The following is an 18,580-nucleotide window of genomic DNA, read 5'->3' on the forward strand; positions in this document are numbered from 1 at the left end:
ATGGACAATAGATACTCCCGCCAGACGCTGTTCAAGCCAATCGGTGACGAAGGACAGGCGAGATTGAAAGATGCCCATATTGTTGTCGTCGGCTGCGGTGCATTAGGCTCTCCCATTTCCGAAACGCTCGTCCGGGCAGGCGTCGGGAAACTGACGATTGCCGACCGGGATTATGTCGAGATGTCCAATTTACAGCGGCAGCAATTGTTTACGGAGCAGGACGCGCTAGAAGGTACGCCGAAAGTTGTGGCGGCGGAGCGACGGTTGAAGGAAATTCGTTCTGACTGTGAGATTCATACAGTACTCGACCATATTGACGGACCATTATTGTTAGAAATGGCGGAAACTGCAGATTTGATCATGGATGCGACGGATAACTTTGAGACGAGACTCCTCATCAATGACGTTGCCTGGAATAAGGATATTCCATGGATTTACGGAGCGTGTGTTGGCAGTTCCGGGACGGTATTTCCTTTCATCCCCGGACAAACGGCTTGCTTTCGTTGCCTGCTGCCAGTTCTTCCAGCGGTGAATGAAACATGCGATACTACGGGCATTATAGCGCCAGCCGTACAGATTGTAGCGGCGAGACAGACAGCAGAAGCGTTGAAATGGTTGACCGGTAACCATGAAGCGATGATGACTAAATTGCTCCATTTCGATGTATGGAATAATTTACAAGTGGAAGCGGGGATTTCGCGTCTGCAAAAAGATGCATGTGCAACGTGCGGAGAAACACCTACATATCCTTCCATCGACCGATCAGAAGGGACGGACTATGCCGTATTATGCGGAAGGGACACTGTCCAAATCATTCCTGATAGCACTCGTCCGCTTACACTTGCAGATGGTAAGCATCTCGCGGAACGGCTAGGATCGGATTATAAAATGACCCCTTTCTTTGTGGAATTCCATGCCAGCGGTTATCGCTGTGTGCTCTTCCAAAACGGACGTCTACTTATTCACGGATTACGAGATAGGAATGAAGGACGGAAGCTATATCATCACTTTTTTGGATAAAGGGGGATGTATGACATGACGCATTTAACAGAAATGGATACTACAACACCGGTTATCATCGGTGTGTTGACAGTAAGTGATACGAGAAATAAGGCATCCGATAAAAGTGGTGCAACCATTATCCGGATGGCGGAAAGTGCCGGACACAGAATCGGTGAATACCAGGTTTGTACGGATGATCCTGCAGAAATCATGACATTCTTGGCGGATTATATGAGGCATGACGATATCCAGGCCATCATCATCACAGGTGGATCAGGCATTAGCAAACGTGATCAGACCATCGAGACGGTGGCACCATTGTTCAATAAAAAGTTGGACGGATTCGGAGAACTGTTCAGGTTCCTCAGTTATACGGAGGACGTCGGCTCGAAAGCACTGTTAAGCCGTGCAACTGCGGGCATTATTGGCGAGAAGGCCGTATTCGCATTGCCTGGGTCATCGAAGGCGGTCGAACTGGCGATGGATAAGCTGATCATCCCTGAATTGCATCATATCATTCACGAAATAACGAAATAAAAAAGCGACCCTGTTTTTACAGGGAACGCTTGAAATCACCATTTTTGCCGCCTGTCTTCTTTAGTAGCATTGTCGGTCCGATGACCATTTCTTTCCCGGCGGCTTTGCACATATCGTAAATCGTCAATGCGGCAGCAGAGGCGGCAGTCAACGCTTCCATTTCGACACCTGTGACGCCTTTTGTTTTCACTTCCGCTTCAATATGCACTTCATAGTGGTTCATTGTTTCATCGATTTGCCATTTGAAATGTACATCTACTCCTGTGAGGGCAATCGGGTGACACATCGGGATGAGGGAAGATGTGTTTTTAGCCGCCATAATTGCAGCCACTTGCGCTACGGCGAAGACATCACCTTTTTTATTCGTCCCTTCGGTAATTTGCGAATGGATCTGTTCATTTACAACGATGGAAGAAATGGCGATGGCTGTCCTCGTTGTAACAGATTTATCGGAGACATCGACCATCTTGGCGCGTCCTTGTTCATTAAAATGCGTCAGTTCAGACATTGCTATCATTCCTTTCAGTAAAAATTACTACTAATCTCAGTATATCAGAAGATAGGAGAGGGTTCCCATGGTTGAAATAAGAAAGCCGATTCAAGTTGCTGAAGCTGTGCGTCTCGTCATGGAGCACGTGACAAAACTTGGTACGGAGATTGTACCGCTTGAAAACGCGTATGGAAGAGTGTTGGCTGAACCAATTATCGCCAAACACGATGTACCTCCTTTTGACCGATCGCCATACGACGGATTCGCCATCCGTGCGCTCGATTCCGAGGGTGCATCAGGCAACAACCGCCTGCCGTTCCATGTTATCGGAGAAATCGGAGCTGGTCACATCGGAGATCGACCGATCGGTGAAAAGGAAGCATATCGCATTATGACCGGCGCGCAAATCCCAGAAAATGCGGATGCCGTCGTCATGTTTGAACAGACAGTGGAAAGTGGCAATGGATTTACGTTGCGCAAACCGTTTGAAGTGGGAGAAAACATTTCATTCAAAGGTGAGGACTGTAAAAAAGGCGAACAGCTTATTGAAGCAGGAACACTCATCCACCCCGGAACAATCGCATTGCTTGCAACATTTGGCTATGCGTACGTGGAAGTCGCCATTAAACCCGTCGTCGGCATTCTGTCGACAGGAACGGAATTGCTGGACGTAGCCGACGAACTTGAACCTGGTAAAATCCGTAATTCAAATGGACCGATGATTCGCGCGCAACTTGATAGAATGGGTATATCCTATAAATCGTACGGGATGGCAGCGGATGAGCTTGATACGTGCGCATTCGTCGTGGAACAGGCGCTTGCTGAAACGGATTTCCTCATTACGACAGGCGGGGTCTCGGTCGGTGATTACGATTACTTGCCGGCCATCTATGAGCGGCTCGGTGCAAAGGTTTTGTTCAACAAAGTGGCGATGCGCCCGGGCAGTGTGACGACGGTTGCGGCGCTTGATGGGAAGCTGTTGTTCGGACTATCCGGCAATCCGTCCGCCTGCTTCACGGGGTTCGAATTGTTTACAAGACCAGCGATTGTTGGGATGATGGGAGGAACAAATCCTTATATGCCGAGGATGAAAGCGACGCTCGGAGAAGATTTCAAGAAGCCGAATCCGTTTACACGTTTCGTGCGGGCTTCATGGGGGTTCACGGAACAAGGAGTCGTTGCAGTGCCTGCAGGTTTTAATAAATCCAGTGCCGTATCATCCATTGCGCGCGGCAATTGTATTATCGTATTGCCAAGTGGTACAAGAGGCTTCGCAACAAGTGACGAAGTCGATATCCTGTTGCTCGGCAGCGAACTTGGCGTCAGTGAGTGGACATTGTGAAGACGCTCCATGTCGTTGGCTATAAAAATAGCGGCAAGACGACGCTGATTACGAGATGGATTCGTTTATTGAAAGAAAAAGGGTTGAAGGTCGCTGTCCTGAAGCACCATGGCCATGGCGGTAAACCGGATATGAGCGATAGTGGAACGGATACGATGCAGTTTTTGGATAATGGTGCTGATGCGACAGTTGTTGCAGGTGGTGGAGCGGTTCAGTTCATCTGGAATGAAGAACCTGATTTCATGCAACTGAAAGAGATGGCAGCAACGGGGAATCCGGATATTCTGCTCATTGAAGGGTATAAAGAGGAACAGGGACATAAAGTGATACTTGTCCGAGACAAAGAAGATTGGCAGACGCTTAGTCTTCTGCAAGGTCGGCAGCTGGTCATCGGAAGTACAGGTTATGAGGTTGAGTGTCACCGGATAAACCATCGGGAAGATCATGATGAAATCGATAAATGGTTCAATGAATGGGTTGAGGAGGGGAATGGCGATGAAACAGTATGAAATTGTTGAAACACCAATAGATATCCAGCAATATTCGGATTATGTCCTGCATCCTGCAGCAGGTGCGGTTACGATTTTCACCGGCAACGTTCGGGAGTGGACGCATGGTGTGAAGACGTTATATTTAGCGTACGAAGCGTATATTCCAATGGCTGAAAAAAAACTTGCGGAAATTGGTGCTGAAATGGAAGCGAAATGGCCTGGCATACGCGTGGCGATTGCGCATCGGATCGGCGAGTTGCAAGTGAAGGATATCGCTGTCGTCATCGCGGTTTCATCCCCTCATCGAAAAGCGGCTTACGAAGCGAATGAATATGCGATCGACCGCATTAAGGAAGTCGTCCCGATCTGGAAGAAAGAGATTTGGGAAGACGGGGAAGAATGGATCGGTGCACAGAAGAAGTATCCTGAAAAGGGGGTTGGACAATAATGATCCAAGTGAATTATTTCGCGCGGTTGCGGGAGTTGACGGGTAAAGGACAGGAGACGCTCGATCGCGATTCCATGACAGTTTCTGAACTGCTGGACTGGGCGGAATCGACGTATCCCGGATTCGGAGCTGATACGATTCAAGTTGCGGTGAACGAGGAGTATGCGTTGATAGACGATACGATCTATTCAGGTGATGTGTGTGCTTTCATCCCGCCTGTGAGTGGTGGCTGATGAAGACGATCGGCATCGTGCTTGCCGGTGGATTATCGAGCCGTTATGGTTCACCGAAGGCGTTTGCGAAGTGGGAAGGTGTTCATTTTTACGAGTTGGCCATGCAAGCATTGGCACCGCATTGTGATGAAACGGTCATTGTAACTCGATCGGAATTGGTCGAACGGTTTAATGATTCATTGCAAGTCGTGACAGATCTTGCAGAAGTCGCCGGAGAAGGACCTCTTGCGGGAATTTTATCCGGAATGAACGCGATGGAAGCTGATCGGTATATCGTTTTACCATGTGATATGCCGTTCATGACGAGTGAAGTGATTGGGCGATTGGTCGAACGCCATGAATCGGCCGTAACGGCTGTCGTACTGGAAGAGAAACTGCATCCGCTCGTTTCCGTTTGGTCGGGTATGGCGAAAGTGGAATTGCGATCGGCACTTGAAAGCGGACAGCGGAGAGTGATGAACGTGCAAGAAAAGCTTGGTGTGAAATGGGTTGAAGGCATCACGTTAAGTGAAAATCCACAACACGTCTTGATGAATGTGAATACTCCGGACATCTTAAAAGGAGTTGAGGAAGATGGATCCGATTTTAGATAAATTAGGCCGTCCGATACGTGATTTGCGGATTTCCGTGACGGATCGTTGTAATTTCAGATGTACGTATTGTATGCCGAAGGAAATTTTCGGGGATGATTATGTATTCTTGCCGAAAAGTGAGTTGCTCTCATTCGAAGAGATGGAACGGTTTGCGCGCCTATTCGCATCACTCGGCGTGAAGAAGCTGCGCCTGACGGGTGGAGAGCCACTTATGCGTAGAGGCCTTCCAGATTTAATTGATAAGCTGACAAAAATCGATGGAATAGAAGATATAGGATTAACGACGAATGGCGTGCTGCTTGGACAATATGCTCAAGCGTTATACGATGCAGGTTTGCGTCGTCTGAATATGAGTTTGGATGCGCTCGATCCGGACATATTTGGTGAGATGAACGGTCGCGGCATTAAACCGGATTTGATTTTGAAGAATATAGACCGTGCCAAAGAGATTGGCTTTACGATTAAAGTGAATATGGTCGTGAAAAAAGGTGTCAATGAAAGCGAGATCCTTCCGATGGCGGCGTATTTCAAAGAGCGTGATATTACATTGCGGTACATCGAATTCATGGATGTGGGCAATGACAACGGTTGGAGTTTTGAAAGTGTCGTGACGAAGAAGGAAATCTATGAACGGCTTGCGGCTGAATACGAGATGCAAACTTCTGAAGAGGAGTATTTCGGTGAAGTGGCGAAGCGTTACCGGTATGTAGGAACGGATGCTGAAGTTGGTTTCATCACCTCCGTCTCTGAATCTTTCTGTTCGTCGTGCACGAGAGCGCGTCTTTCCTCAGACGGCAAGCTGTATACATGCCTGTTCGCATCAGAAGGATTCGACTTGCGTGAACTGATTCGCAGTGGCTTGACGGATGAAGAGTTGCTTGCGGCAATTACCGGTGTGTGGGAACGCCGTGCGGATCGCTATTCAGATGAGCGGACTGAACAGACGGTGAAAAACCGGAAGAAGATCAATATGAGTTATATAGGTGGATGAATGAAGTGCTTCGCGGCCGGCGGAGCACTTTTTTGGTGTGGAAATTTACGTTGTGGGTAGTACGAAGGTCATGAAGTGGTGATATATTTTGCTATTCGATCGATATACACAATTATTCAATCGATATAACTCGCTATTCGATTGATATACACAATTATCCGATCGATATACGGGCAAATCACAGAATTCCGCGCAATCTTTAATAGGAAGTCATATGTAGTTGTCCCTTTTAATAGATTGTAGTAGCACGAAAAACGGGAATACCTTCAATCGGATTAGCCTGGAGGACAAATCCGTACGGAGTGTAAATAGAAACGGAATGGAGGAAAGGGAAAGTGAGTGCAATTATCGTTGCATTGGCGGGGATGGTTGTTTTTGCGCTTGGTTATCGGTATTATTCAAAGTTTGTTGCTGAGAAGATTTTTAAACTCGACCCGAATTACGTGACGCCTGCACATCGATACAAAGATGGCGTCGACTTTGTCCCGACGAACAAGTTTGTACTGTGGGGGCATCATTTTACATCGGTTGCGGGGGCTGCGCCGATACTCGGTCCGGCAATCGCGGTCTATTGGGGCTGGCTGCCTGCATTGTTATGGGTCGTGCTAGGTACCGTTTTCGCTGCAGGTGTCCATGACTTCGGTACGTTAGTGCTATCCGTACGTAATAAAGGACAGTCAGTGGGGACGCTCGCGAATAAATTAATCGGTCAGCGGGCAAAGATCTTGTTCTTGTTCATCATCCTCATACTTGTTTTAATGGTAAACGCTGTATTTGCATGGGTCATTTCCAATTTGTTCATTAAATTCCCGGCGAGCGTTATACCGGTCTTCATCCAAATTCCACTCGCAATTTGGATTGGGACTGCCGTTTATAAACGCCAAAAGAAGATGCTTGTTCCTTCGCTCATTGCTTTGGCTGTCATGTATTTTACAGCGGTCGTATCGAGTAAAGTAGGATTTCTGCAAATTGATCTTGTTAAATACATGGGCGGGGCGGAAGGGGCGGGACTGTTCGGTCTAGGATCCGTTTCGACTGCATTCTTCATCTGGATCATGATTTTAATGGTGTATGTCTATTTCGCTTCTACGTTGCCGGTTTGGCGTTTGCTGCAGCCGCGTGACTTCATTAACTCCCATCAGTTAGTCGTTGGACTTGGTATTCTGTATTTGGGCTTGTTATTCACAAACCCTACAATTACGGCGCCAATGACAAATGCCACTTCGGATGTCTCGTGGTTTCCGCTTTTATTCATAACCATCGCTTGTGGTGCCATATCAGGTTTCCACGGACTCGTTTCGTCGGGGACTTCATCCAAGCAGTTGAATAAAGAAACAGACGCACGCTTCGTCGGCTATCTTGGAGCAGTCGGTGAAGGGATTTTAGCGCTTGTCTCCATCATTGCAGTCATCACCTTTTTCCCGAATAAAGACGCGTTCCTCGCGACTTACAGCAGTTTTGGTGCGGCGAATGGGTCGGGACTTACTGTGTTTGTGCAAGGGGCCAGCCAATTGGCTACGGGCCTGGCCATTCCCGCTGATGTTGCAACGACAATCGTTTCCATTATCGTCATCAGTTTTGCAGCAACGACATTGGATACATCTGTACGGCTTATGCGTTATATCATTGCTGAACTCGGAATGGAATACAACATGCCGAAGCTTGCGAAAAAGCATGTGGCGACATCGGTTGCGGTTCTATCCAGTTCCGCGCTTGTACTTCTTCCACAAGGTCCAAATGGATTCGGGTCAGGCGGCTATTTACTATGGCCGTTATTCGGAACGGCAAATCAGTTATTGGCAGGTATCAGCTTATTGCTCATTGCAGTGTGGCTGAAACGGTTAGGTCGGAATTACTTAGTGGCGATTATTCCAATGATTTTCCTGCTCTTCATGACATTACTTGCCATGTTCAAGCAAGTCGTATTTGAGTGGTCGTGGTTTGGGTCCAATTCCAATTGGCTACTCTTCATATTTGGAGCGATCATCTTCGTGTTTGCAATCTGGATCATCTTGACGGCATTCTCCGCCTTGTCGGGCAAAAATGATCCGAAGCTATCATCGGACTTGGACGATTAATCGTTGGAGGGATTTCTATGATCGATTCCCTGAAGAAACTGATCACGTACTATGAGGAAGTCATAAGTTTACCGCATCGAAGGGAAATTGCTGCTGAGTTACGGGACGAGGAGGACCTCTTTTTCCTCCTTCTTTATTCCGAGATGATTGGCATACCGAACCCGGCGTACTATTATACATTAGAACTCTATCCGTATATGATCGAAAAATTCCACGACTGGCATTTGCGGATGGGCATGGAGAAATCTCCGATGCATGGCATCCGCTGTTGCTGAAATGAGGGGAAACGATGGACGTATTGACGAAACAGATCATTTTTGTTGGCGGGAAGGGCGGAGTGGGCAAGTCTACAACGGCTGCAGCCATTGCCCACCGCCTATCCGCATCGGGATACCGGACACTATTAGTCTCGACAGATCCCGCCCATAATGTAGGGGATATATTCGGTCGACCGATTGGCGGCAAACCAGTTGAGGTTGCGGAGCAGTTAGTTGCGCTTGAAATTGATCCGCAGCTTGAGACGGAACGGTATATTGCAGGCGTGAAAGACAATATTAAAGGAGTCGTACACTCCAGTATGATGGAAGAAGTGCATCGTCAACTGGATACGGCAAAAGCGTCCCCAGGGGCGGATGAAGCAGCACTGTTTGATAAGCTTATCACCATCATTCTCGAAGAACGCGCTTTTTACGATAAAATCGTATTCGATACAGCACCAACTGGCCATACGATCCGCTTGTTGTCACTTCCTGAATTGATGGGTGTGTGGATACATGGTTTATTGGAAAAACGAAAAAAAACGAATGTTAATTATTCGCGTCTGCTTAATGACGGGGAGCCAGTGGAAGACCCGATTTATGAAGTGTTGGCGCATAGGCAGCAACGTTTTACCCGTGTACGCGAACTATTAATGGACGAACAAACGACAGGTTTTATTTTCGTCTTAAACCCGGAACGGCTGCCCATCTTGGAAACAGAAAAAGCCATACAATTATTGAACCGCCATTCGCTTGAAGTGAAGTCCATCGTCGTTAATAAAGTACTCCCTGAACACGTGGAGGGCGAGTTTTGGAATGAACGAAAAGCGCATGAGCGGAAGTATGTAGAGATGATCAAGCAGTCATTCAATCGACAGGAAATCCTCTATGTGCCTTTATTTCAAAGAGATATTACTAGCTATGAGGATTTGGCTCAGTTTAGTGAGCAATTAACGTAAAAAACGCTCAGAAATGAGCGTTTTTAATATGGTGTTTTACTGATAGCAAGCGCGTATTACTTGCTGCGCAAACTTACAACTAAGTGCTAAATAGTAACTTTCACTTAAGGAATCTGTATAAAAAACAATAATTACATTTCATCTATTAACGCGAAAATTGGTCTAACGGTTGAAATTAAGAATCGAGGTTAGCATACATTCTTGCTGATGAAGAAGGATTGACATTTAAGTAATTTAAATTTATAGTAAATCTACAAAAAAATATATTCAACTTCCGCTAAGGGGAGTAGCTAATACAGTTAAAGTCGTCAATACAGGATTTGAATCCTCGGTTTTACTGGCAACAATCGTTGTTTGCGAGACCTTACCATTTATTTGGTGAGGTCTTTTTTTATTAGAGACGTTATGACCAAAATCGGTTATAACATCTCTTTTTTATTTTTTAAAAGTTATTGGAGGTTAGCTTTTGAGTATTTACTTAGAACTTGCAAAGTCAGTCATTATTAACAAGAAGAATCGCCTTATTAGTTTCGACAAATCTTTAAAACTTGTAGGAACAGGTAGAAGTGCATTTGTTTTCAGAATGAAGTCATCAAATAAAGTAATTAAAGTGTTCTATCCTGATTATACGTACAATGCTAAAGAAGAAGCTGAAATTTATAAATCACTTCAAGGTATTCATTATTTCCCATCTATTTATGAATCAGGGCCGAATTATATTGTCATAGATTACATTGAAGGTTATACACTTTTTGAATGTATGTCACAAGGAAGAATCATTACAGCAGATCATCTTAAAGAAATTGATTATGCGTTATCATTGGCTTCAGATGTAGGATTAAATCCTTCTGATATTCACTTGCGAAATATTTTTATCACTTCTCATGACGAGATAAAACTCATTGATGTTGCACGTTATAGACAAATGAAAGACTGCAAGCAATGGTGTAATCTTAAGAAAGCCCATCGTCAATTTTACTGCAAAAGTTTCTTTTTCAAGAAAGTACCTGCTCATTTCTTGAATATCGTGGCATTCCTTTATAAAAAGGGACTTATACCATACTATCGAAATTAAACGTGTAAATTGAGAATTAGATGACCCTGTAAAAGTACGAGAAACTGAGTGGGAGAACGGCTGAGATATCAGCACTCTTCATACAATGTTCAAGCGGTTCTAAAGGTATTTACTACAGCTTCTAGCACCACAGCATTTGCTAAAGATAAAGTATTTATCAAAAGAAGAGCAAATCGCTAACAATATTGAGTTTGAAAGTGAGTTAGAGGAAAGTTTAGACTATTTATTAGAGAGTGCTATAATTATAGATTACAGCTGTAAAAGAAGCCCGTTATAGAGTAGCTGCACAAAAAAGTACATAAATCGCATTGCAACTTTTAATGCGTTTTTTACTGTTTATAGGAGCGTGAGATATGAATTTCGACTCAAATACTCTCTACATTATACTTTTTATAGTAATAATTGTAGGAGAATGTATTGAATACTTCCGATCTAAAAAATTAGAACGTGAAGAAAATAATTTTTATACAAAGAAAAAAAGTAGAATTGTACTTTCACTTTTTGCTATTGCTTGTTTCCTTCTCTTTTTAAACGACGTAATGGATTTAAGTGCTCTACAATATATTGGAGCTGGTTTATTTATATTTACTGGGATTATTAATCTCTTTTTCATGTGGAAAGAGTATAAGTTTGTCGGTATCATTATTCTAGCAGTTGTACTATTGTTGCAGTACTTACAGTTCTTTTAAACAAAGAGGGTACTTGATTAGTGTAATTAACTGGCATCTAATAACTTGTTTTTGTTTGCTAAAGTCATCTATATTAAAGTTTAGGATGCTCGAAAAGATAGCGCTTGTCTCGCAAAAGCCATTCAACGTAATGGCTTTCGTTAATCCTCCTGGAGTCGACGGCTTCCACTCCAATCAACTAAGAGCGTAGCACCAAAAAAACTACACTCATTAGTTGAATTGACTCAACCAAGATATCTACATAATAAAAACTAAAATTGTTGTGATAATTAAGGACTGTGCAAAAGAAATAACTAAATCATTTTTCCAGTATGTTTTGGAAAAACGACTAAAAATCCTACCTATCGCAAAGCTACAAATCCATATAGTTAAAAATATTAGGACAAAACCCAAGATGCAATACCTCCCCCACAATCTCATATAATTTCTCTTGAATTAGACCGATTGAAGCAAAAAATATGCAATAATCACCCTTTTTTGTAGAAAAGAGAAATTAATGTTTTTTGTTTCCATTAGGGTTTAGCTTAACAAGAATAAAAGAAGTTATTAGAGAAATGCATCCAAAAATAAATATTTTTAGCCAAGACACCTCCACATTAAAAGGAGATAATTCATCCATATTTAAAGTGTATAAGGACCACCAATCATCTGTTCCCGACAGAAAGATAGATGCAAACAACCAAACAGCAAATATCATAATAGCATTTACCAGAATAAGAATTTTATCTTTCATACTTCTCTCCTTAATTCAAGAAAATGCCCCGGTTAATCCAACTTGCGGGCTTTATCATTTCCTCATAACTTCCTCATAAACCCAGCAATCGCTTCATTCACAAAATGAGCGCCGAGCTTCACAGTACGACCATTTTCATCCAATGAAGGATTCACTTCACAAATATCAAATGAATGCGTCTTCTCATGTGTAGCAACTTTACGTATAATTTCACGCACAGTCGTCGGTTCCAATCCGAATGGAGAGGGGGCACTCACACCTGGCGCAAACGCTGCGTTTACGACGTCTGTACATAATGTAAGTAGAACCGCGTCATGCTTGTCCATAAATGCATCCAGTGAATTCATCAATTCCCCAAGCTTTCCAGTGATCATTTCATCTTCATGCACATACTCAACACCAAGTGCATCCGCCCGATCAAACAGCTCCTGTGTATTGCCATACCGCTGGATACCGGCGACGAAATACCCCGCATTCATATCTTGTTCTAAAATCTGTCTGAACATCGTACCAGAGGAAGTCTGCTCATCATATGGACGCAAATCGAAATGGGCATCGATATTAACAATCCCTAGAGAGACATCTGTACCAAGAAACTCCCGCACCCCTAGATAATGCCCGTACAATGTCTCATGTCCGCCACCTAAAATGACCGGCGTCGATCCGTTCGATAACAACGTACTTACTGCATCGCCTAATTGTTGTTGCGCAGTTTCCAAGTCTTCACCGACACAGGCAATATTGCCGACATCGACAAGCCGCCCACTTTCATAAAAACGCCATGGCAACTTCGCAAGCTCTCCCCGTAATGCATCGGGAGCCTGTGCTGCACCTAACCGCCCTTTATTACGCCGAACCCCTTCCTCACATTCAAATCCAACAATTGCGCACGAATCCTTCGCTTCGCATACATCCATCATTTCCACGACTTGATGGTAGCGGAAAGCTGTACGATCCACTGCATCATCTATCCTGCCTGTCCATATTGATTCACTCACACAGCTCATCCTTTCTAAAGTAGACTCCTTGCCAACAGTATATCGCTAGATTATGATTATTCCAACAACCGATTTAGAGGAAGGCGATTTTATGAAAATAGTATTGCTTATTAAAGACCCGCTCGAAGCACAAGGACTCAAATGGCTCCTCACCTCACAATGGACGGATGTACAAGTGGAAATTGCCGACCCTACGAATCCACCCACCGACGCATACCTCTACATCATCGACATGCAGTTGCTGAACGCTGAATTCGAACTGCCACTACACGCCGTCTGGCTTGGCATCTCATCCGAAAGGACATTCCAAACCGTTTACAAAGCTCTATCCTTAAAAGCGGAAGACATTCTATTCCGGCCTTTCCAACCTGATAGACTCATTCGACAAGTCCAACAAATTCGTTTCCGTTGGCGGAACGAATCGGCGCAACTTACTAGACCCGTTCAACAACGTACCGACATGGTGACATATGAAAACCTGCTCATCGGCGAAACCGAAGTTCAAACACCAGTGCTAGTAAGTTTAATCGCGCCATCGCGTATCGACGAACTCGACCATCTCGTCCGCGAACTGGACATGCATGATTTTCCGACTGTTTATGATATCTTCCCATTTTCGGATTTTGTCCTCGTCGTCCATAAATTGAAAGAGCTAGACACTCTTCAAGAAGCATATACAATCTTTTATTCGCAATGGAAATTACAATCGGATGCGCTGCTGACAATCTATTTGCATGCAGATGAAAGTCGTACAAATTACCGCGTGCTTTATAAAAAGATGCGCCGTCTGCATGAAAGGATTTTCTATGATGGGTACGACATTTTATCGATTGAACAGGAAGAACTTCATTGGCGGGAGATGGATCCATTTTTGTCGCCGCTCGAGCAACGAAAATGGATAGAAATGCTTGAAAAACGGCAAATGGCGAATATTCGTCAGTGGATGGAACAGGACTTTCTGACAGTTGAATCCCCGTTTCCTGATCCCGAAATGGTACGTGTCCGATTGACGAGCATCCTTGCACAAGTTCGAAGGTATATGACAACGAAAGCAATGAAATCGCAAGCAATCGAGCAAGCGTATCATTCACTCTTTCAAACGGTCATCCGTGAAGCGGTCATGTACGATATTATCCAGTCTTTCATTGCGTTCATTGCAGAATTACTTCAAACGTCCGAAGGTAAAATGCAAAGGGAAGGGAACTTGGTCGAAAAAGTGCAAGAGCGCATGAATGCTAATTACTGGGATACTTCCTGGAACTTGGCGGCATGTGCAGACGAATTAAAAATCCATAAAAGTACATTAAGCCGAAAGTATGCGAGTGAAGCAGGGAAGTCCTTCAGCGATGCGTTGCTTGAAATCCGCATTGCTGAGGCAAAACGGCTATTGAAAGAGACTGACTTGGCTATTGCCGATGTATCCCAATCGACCGGGTTCAGTCATGCTACCTATTTCAGTAAGCGATTTAAAGAGGAGACAGGAATTACGCCTTATCAATATCGAATCAAATGAGACTGTATAAGAGGTAATAAATTACCAAGATGGAAATATAAAAGTGCCATCCTATTATTCAACTCTTACAACGTAGCTTTGCAATTAGAGTCCTATGGTATAATGCAAGATAATTTTGAAATTTAGAGTGAGGTATGTCAATTGAAAAGAAGCGTGTTGTATATAGAAGATAATGAGAAAATAGGGAGTTGGGTCAAAGAGGAATTAGAACAGCGAGGATTTTCAGTTAAGTGGCTGCTTTCTGGTGAAGGTGCCGAAGAAGTTGTAAATCAGCATGAAATAGTTATCTTGGATATTATGCTACCCGGTTTAGATGGATTTACTGTTGGCAAAAGATTAAAAAAGGCAGCTCCTGCTGTACCTATTTTGCTCTTATCTGCTCGGACATCGATAAATGATAAAGTGGATGGTTTACAATTTGCTGATGACTATTTAACTAAACCCTTCCATACAGATGAATTAGTTGCAAGATTAGAAGTGTTAATACGCCGAAGTAGTGGTACATATTCCGAACGCATTTCATTAGGAAATCATATTGAAGTAGATCTAGAAGCACAAATGATATACGACAAACACACTGGAGAAGAAATTATATTGACGAGGAAGCAACATCAAATTTTAATGTATTTCTTGCGGCACCCTAATCGCGTCTTGCCGAAAGAACAAATTTATGAGGCGATTTGGGAAGAAACTTATATAACTGGTGATAAAACATTAATGGTGCATATCAGTCGACTGCGTCAAAAGTTGGAACGTAAACCAGATTCCTTGGAAATTATTGAAACGTTGAAGGGAATAGGCTATCGGGTGAAACTATGAAAAAGACTAGATCATTATTTCGTCATTTTCTAATAGGACATTTTCTCTTTATCTTTTTTCCTCCAATTGTGTTTATTTCTCTTCTTATGCCCGTTGGATTTTCGGGTATTAATGAAGAAAATCTTATTTTACATCAATTTTATTTCATACTACTTTTGTTAGGTTTTATAATTGTCGCATTTTTTGTCATCTCTTGGCTTTTCTTCTTGAGATTACGCAAACGTCTCACCCGCTTACAGGAAGTCATGTCTTTTTCAGCTACTACTAACTCATTTCCTAAACCAATATCTGTTCCAATGGATCGTGTGGATGAAATAGACCAGTTAGGAAGTTCTTTTAATTGGATGATTCAGCAGCTTGAAGACAGTCGCAAGCGTGAATATGAAGAGGAATTATTACGCCATCGACTCATTGCGAATTTATCTCACGACTTACGAACGCCGCTTACCATTTTGAGAGGACATGCCACCAGATTAAATAAAGAATCAATGAGTCTAGAAGGACAAAACTCATTAACAGAGATGGACCATACGATTACAAGAGTCGGAGATCTTATGGATGATTTACTTTCCTATACAATACTTACATCAGGGAAAGATCCTTTTCAACCCATTTCAACAGATATTGGACGGTTAGTAAGAGCATCTGTTGCTGCGTGGTATCCTGTATTTGAAGAGAAAGAAATTCAGTTCGATATTGATTTACCAACCGAGCAGACGTTTTATTGGGAAGCAGATCCTAAATGGCTGACACGGGTTCTGGACAATTTATTTCAGAATATCCTTCGCCATGCAGCAGAGGGGAAATATGCAAACATTGTGGTTGATGTAGAAAAAGAACAGATCATTGTTGCGGACAGAGGTCCAGGTATGGATCACTCTTCCTATGAGAGTGGAGCGGAAATCGGTTTATCGGCTTCAAATTATATGTTGAAAAAAATGAGGCTGAAAGCTGACTATGCATCAAATGAAAATGGTACAAGCGTAGTTATTGGAAGAGCTTAACCTAAAGTTTACCTAGAATTAAACTACATGATAACCGCGGTGTTACTTTGCTTCTTTATAATGAGAGCCATAGCAGAAAGGAAGTGTTATGGTTGCTCACAATTAATAACGTAGTCAAACATCGCGGAAATCAAGAAATCTTATCAGGTGTCAGTTTTAAAGCTAGACCAGGAAGAGTAACTGGTTTTTTAGGTCCCAATGGGGCAGGTAAAAGTTCTACACTTCGCATCCTACTTGGATTAGATCGTGCCACATCAGGGAGTGCACTAATTGATGGAGTGCCATTCGCAGAATTACAGAATCCTCTGGCGACAGTAGGCGCTGCACTTGATGGATTTGGAGCTCATCGTATGCGAACAGGACGGGCACACTTACGTTGGATTGCTCGTGCCGCAGGATTGTCTCACTCACGTGTCGAGGAAGTTCTGGAAATAGTAGGGCTTACGAATGTAGCTGGGAAAAGAGTCGGAACTTATTCCCTTGGTATGGGGAAAAGACTTGGAATGGCAGCAGCACTACTTGGTGATCCGGAAATATTGGTGTTAGATGAACCTGTAAACGGGCTCGACCCAGAAGGAATTCGTTGGATTCGGACATTTTTACGCGAACGTGCTGAGTCTGGAAAAACGGTGTTACTATCCAGTCATCTAATGGGAGAGCTTGCAGAGACTGTTGATGATGTGGTGATTATTAATCATGGAAAAGTCGTTGCAGATGGAACATTGGAAGAAGTAATAGGTAATCATTCCACGCTGGAGGAAGCCTTTTTTGCCCTGACTTCTAAAAACAACGGTGATGGTGTATGAGAGCATTTAACGCGGAACTATCTAAATTGTTCTCCCTGCCGGGGATTTGGCTTGCCTTTCTTATTGGAGCATTTGTCCCTGCGGTCATTGCTGCCTTGGACAGTACAGCACAAAAAGAGGAGATTATAGCTGGAGTTAGCACACGACTATCGGAAGTTGGCTATATAGGATTAGCTCTTGGTGTGCAAGGTATCATTATTCTTGGGGTACTTGCTGTCAGCAGTGAGTATTTGACAGAGAGCAGTGAATCTGGTGGAGGGAATCAGATTACAACAAGTTTAACCGTTGTTTCATCCCGTTTCCACTTTTTGCTGGCAAAAGCAAGTGCTGTAACAGTGATCGGCATACTACTTTCCATTGTTGCTATTCTAACGACTGTGTCAGCAACAAATCTTATTCTTGGTGAATACGCTCCTGCCTTTGAAGCGCCTAAACTTATCGGCGTAGTTTGTTACTGGACATTTACTGCTCTTTTAGCATTTGGAATTACGATTCTAACAAAGAATGGCATTATTCCACTTACTGTTCTCATTATAAATTCATCTGTTGTTGCAGTCTCTTACCTACTTTCTAAGGTTACAAAGTTAGCGTTTTACTTACCGGATATAGCTGGCTCGAATATGTTTATGAGCGACGGATTTCACACCCCATTCACAGGCGGTTTAATCATGTTTGCTTGGGTAGCCGTTCTTTTCATTATTGCAGTAATTGTATTTCATAGGAGGGACGTTGCATCATGAGTGTCTCTTCTAGTAGAAAAACAACACGAATTCTTAGCGCTGAACTGGATAAATTAATTACAATGCCATTGATATGGCGCACTTTTGTAGCTACATTCATTATTAATTTAGTTTTAACCGCAGCTTTTACTTCTGCTAGTCTACAAGGGGCAGCAGATACGAAAAGTGTATTGAACATAGGACTTGCTTCAATGATATATCTTCAGGCAGGGTTCATTATTCTTGGTATCTTAGCTACTTGTTCGGAGTATACGGGTGGACAGGTTCAAACTACGTTAACGACAATACCTTGGCGCGGCTTGCAATTAATCTCGAAGCATTTGGCATTGGCTGTTTTCACATTTCCTGCGGCGTTGGTAATTACTGCTTCAGGTGTCCTATATACTGTTCTGATGATGCAAGATACAGTAGCAGGGATTGGAATAAACACCATGATACAGACAGTAGTAGGGGCGGCAGGCTATCTGACCGTAACGACCCTTCTTAGTGCTGCTGTAGGAGCTTTACTAAGACGTACCACTCCTGCTTTGGTGGTGCTGCTAGGCTATTATTTCATTGTGAGTCCATTAATGAGTGATTTTCTGCCTCGTGTTCATAATTATTTCCCTGATGCGGCAGGAGCTTATATGTATATGGAAACTTTTTCTAATGAAGTAAAGGTTCTTACCCCGATGCAAGGGACAGGTATTGCTGTGGGATGGACACTGATCTTTATGGCGATAGCTATTGTTTTTTACCGGAAACGGGATGCCTAATGTTCGTTTCTAGCATGTAGCAGTAAA

General features: G+C 43.4%; 21 protein-coding genes. 18 read left to right on the forward strand and 3 right to left on the reverse strand.

Going from position 1 to position 18,580, the window contains the following annotated elements; all coding sequences use genetic code 11:
- Both H9649_RS11665 and H9649_RS11670 read left to right on the forward strand, forming a co-directional pair.
- Positions 1 to 1,020 carry a ThiF family adenylyltransferase gene (locus H9649_RS11665; protein WP_191695071.1) on the forward strand — a complete coding sequence of 340 codons (1,020 nt, stop codon included), beginning with the start codon at positions 1 to 3 and terminating at the stop codon, positions 1,018 to 1,020.
- Between the two features lie 15 nt (positions 1,021 to 1,035).
- Positions 1,036 to 1,539: a MogA/MoaB family molybdenum cofactor biosynthesis protein gene (locus H9649_RS11670; protein WP_191695072.1), complete on the forward strand. Its 504-nt coding sequence runs from the start codon at positions 1,036 to 1,038 to the stop codon at positions 1,537 to 1,539.
- A gap of 16 nt (positions 1,540 to 1,555) precedes the next feature.
- On the opposite strand, the gene moaC is transcribed toward H9649_RS11670, so the two are convergent.
- On the reverse strand, positions 1,556 to 2,047 hold the full coding sequence (gene moaC / locus H9649_RS11675; RefSeq protein WP_191695073.1) for a cyclic pyranopterin monophosphate synthase MoaC: 492 nt from the start codon (positions 2,045 to 2,047) through the stop codon (positions 1,556 to 1,558).
- Between the two features lie 67 nt (positions 2,048 to 2,114).
- On the opposite strand from moaC, the gene H9649_RS11680 reads away from it, so the two are divergent.
- The 10 genes from H9649_RS11680 (at position 2,115) to H9649_RS11725 (ending at position 10,496) form a co-directional block, all read left to right on the forward strand.
- On the forward strand, positions 2,115 to 3,371 hold the full coding sequence (locus H9649_RS11680) for a molybdopterin molybdotransferase MoeA (RefSeq protein WP_191695074.1): 1,257 nt from the start codon (positions 2,115 to 2,117) through the stop codon (positions 3,369 to 3,371).
- The gene (mobB, locus tag H9649_RS11685; protein WP_191695075.1) at positions 3,368 to 3,880 is read left to right on the forward strand and encodes a molybdopterin-guanine dinucleotide biosynthesis protein B; all 513 of its coding nucleotides are present in this window, start codon (positions 3,368 to 3,370) and stop codon (positions 3,878 to 3,880) included. The genes H9649_RS11680 and mobB overlap by 4 nt, the downstream gene beginning before the upstream one ends.
- A complete protein-coding gene (locus H9649_RS11690) occupies positions 3,867 to 4,310 on the forward strand; it encodes a molybdenum cofactor biosynthesis protein MoaE (RefSeq protein WP_191695076.1) in 444 nt (147 codons plus the stop codon). The genes mobB and H9649_RS11690 overlap by 14 nt, the downstream gene beginning before the upstream one ends.
- Positions 4,310 to 4,543 (forward strand): molybdopterin converting factor subunit 1, encoded by a 234-nt coding sequence (gene moaD, locus H9649_RS11695; protein WP_191695077.1) that lies wholly within the window; start codon positions 4,310 to 4,312, stop codon positions 4,541 to 4,543. Before H9649_RS11690 ends, moaD begins: the two co-directional genes overlap by 1 nt.
- Complete coding sequence (locus H9649_RS11700; RefSeq protein ID WP_191695078.1) at positions 4,543 to 5,136, forward strand: molybdenum cofactor guanylyltransferase; 594 nt, start codon at positions 4,543 to 4,545, stop codon at positions 5,134 to 5,136. The genes moaD and H9649_RS11700 overlap by 1 nt, the downstream gene beginning before the upstream one ends.
- Complete coding sequence (gene moaA / locus H9649_RS11705; RefSeq protein WP_191695079.1) at positions 5,117 to 6,127, forward strand: GTP 3',8-cyclase MoaA; 1,011 nt, start codon at positions 5,117 to 5,119, stop codon at positions 6,125 to 6,127. The genes H9649_RS11700 and moaA overlap by 20 nt, the downstream gene beginning before the upstream one ends.
- A gap of 335 nt (positions 6,128 to 6,462) precedes the next feature.
- Positions 6,463 to 8,205, forward strand: a complete 1,743-nt coding sequence (locus H9649_RS11710) for a carbon starvation CstA family protein (protein WP_191695080.1) — start codon at positions 6,463 to 6,465, stop codon at positions 8,203 to 8,205.
- A gap of 17 nt (positions 8,206 to 8,222) precedes the next feature.
- Positions 8,223 to 8,480 (forward strand): cory-CC-star protein, encoded by a 258-nt coding sequence (locus H9649_RS11715; protein WP_191695081.1) that lies wholly within the window; start codon positions 8,223 to 8,225, stop codon positions 8,478 to 8,480.
- 14 nt (positions 8,481 to 8,494) lie between these two features.
- Positions 8,495 to 9,421, forward strand: a complete 927-nt coding sequence (locus tag H9649_RS11720) for an ArsA family ATPase (RefSeq protein ID WP_191695082.1) — start codon at positions 8,495 to 8,497, stop codon at positions 9,419 to 9,421.
- Between the two features lie 466 nt (positions 9,422 to 9,887).
- Complete coding sequence (locus H9649_RS11725) at positions 9,888 to 10,496, forward strand: protein kinase family protein (protein ID WP_191695083.1); 609 nt, start codon at positions 9,888 to 9,890, stop codon at positions 10,494 to 10,496.
- A gap of 1,182 nt (positions 10,497 to 11,678) precedes the next feature.
- Here the strand turns inward: H9649_RS11725 and H9649_RS11730 are convergent.
- Positions 11,679 to 11,918 carry a hypothetical protein gene (locus tag H9649_RS11730; protein WP_191695084.1) on the reverse strand — a complete coding sequence of 80 codons (240 nt, stop codon included), beginning with the start codon at positions 11,916 to 11,918 and terminating at the stop codon, positions 11,679 to 11,681.
- 62 nt (positions 11,919 to 11,980) lie between these two features.
- Entirely contained in the window at positions 11,981 to 12,925 is a 945-nt protein-coding gene (hutG, locus tag H9649_RS11735; RefSeq protein WP_191695085.1) for a formimidoylglutamase, read from the reverse strand.
- Between the two features lie 82 nt (positions 12,926 to 13,007).
- Here hutG and H9649_RS11740 point away from each other — a divergent pair, with 82 nt between their 5' ends.
- From H9649_RS11740 to H9649_RS11765, 6 genes are all read left to right on the forward strand, one after another.
- Positions 13,008 to 14,429 (forward strand): helix-turn-helix transcriptional regulator, encoded by a 1,422-nt coding sequence (locus H9649_RS11740; RefSeq protein ID WP_191695086.1) that lies wholly within the window; start codon positions 13,008 to 13,010, stop codon positions 14,427 to 14,429.
- Positions 14,430 to 14,570: 141 nt separating this feature from the next.
- A complete protein-coding gene (locus H9649_RS11745; RefSeq protein WP_191695087.1) occupies positions 14,571 to 15,248 on the forward strand; it encodes a response regulator transcription factor in 678 nt (225 codons plus the stop codon).
- The gene (locus H9649_RS11750; protein ID WP_191695088.1) at positions 15,245 to 16,252 is read left to right on the forward strand and encodes a HAMP domain-containing sensor histidine kinase; all 1,008 of its coding nucleotides are present in this window, start codon (positions 15,245 to 15,247) and stop codon (positions 16,250 to 16,252) included. The genes H9649_RS11745 and H9649_RS11750 overlap by 4 nt, the downstream gene beginning before the upstream one ends.
- Positions 16,253 to 16,344: 92 nt before the next feature.
- Positions 16,345 to 17,058, forward strand: coding sequence for an ABC transporter ATP-binding protein (locus tag H9649_RS11755; RefSeq protein WP_191695089.1), 714 nt, complete (start codon positions 16,345 to 16,347; stop codon positions 17,056 to 17,058).
- On the forward strand, positions 17,055 to 17,798 hold the full coding sequence (locus H9649_RS11760; protein ID WP_191695090.1) for an ABC transporter permease: 744 nt from the start codon (positions 17,055 to 17,057) through the stop codon (positions 17,796 to 17,798). Before H9649_RS11755 ends, H9649_RS11760 begins: the two co-directional genes overlap by 4 nt.
- The gene (locus tag H9649_RS11765; protein WP_191695091.1) at positions 17,795 to 18,553 is read left to right on the forward strand and encodes an ABC transporter permease; all 759 of its coding nucleotides are present in this window, start codon (positions 17,795 to 17,797) and stop codon (positions 18,551 to 18,553) included. The genes H9649_RS11760 and H9649_RS11765 overlap by 4 nt, the downstream gene beginning before the upstream one ends.
- The last annotated feature ends 27 nt before the right edge of the window (positions 18,554 to 18,580 follow it).

It is taken from the genome of Sporosarcina quadrami (assembly GCF_014836615.1).
In the GTDB taxonomy this organism is placed as follows: domain Bacteria; phylum Bacillota; class Bacilli; order Bacillales_A; family Planococcaceae; genus Sporosarcina; species Sporosarcina quadrami.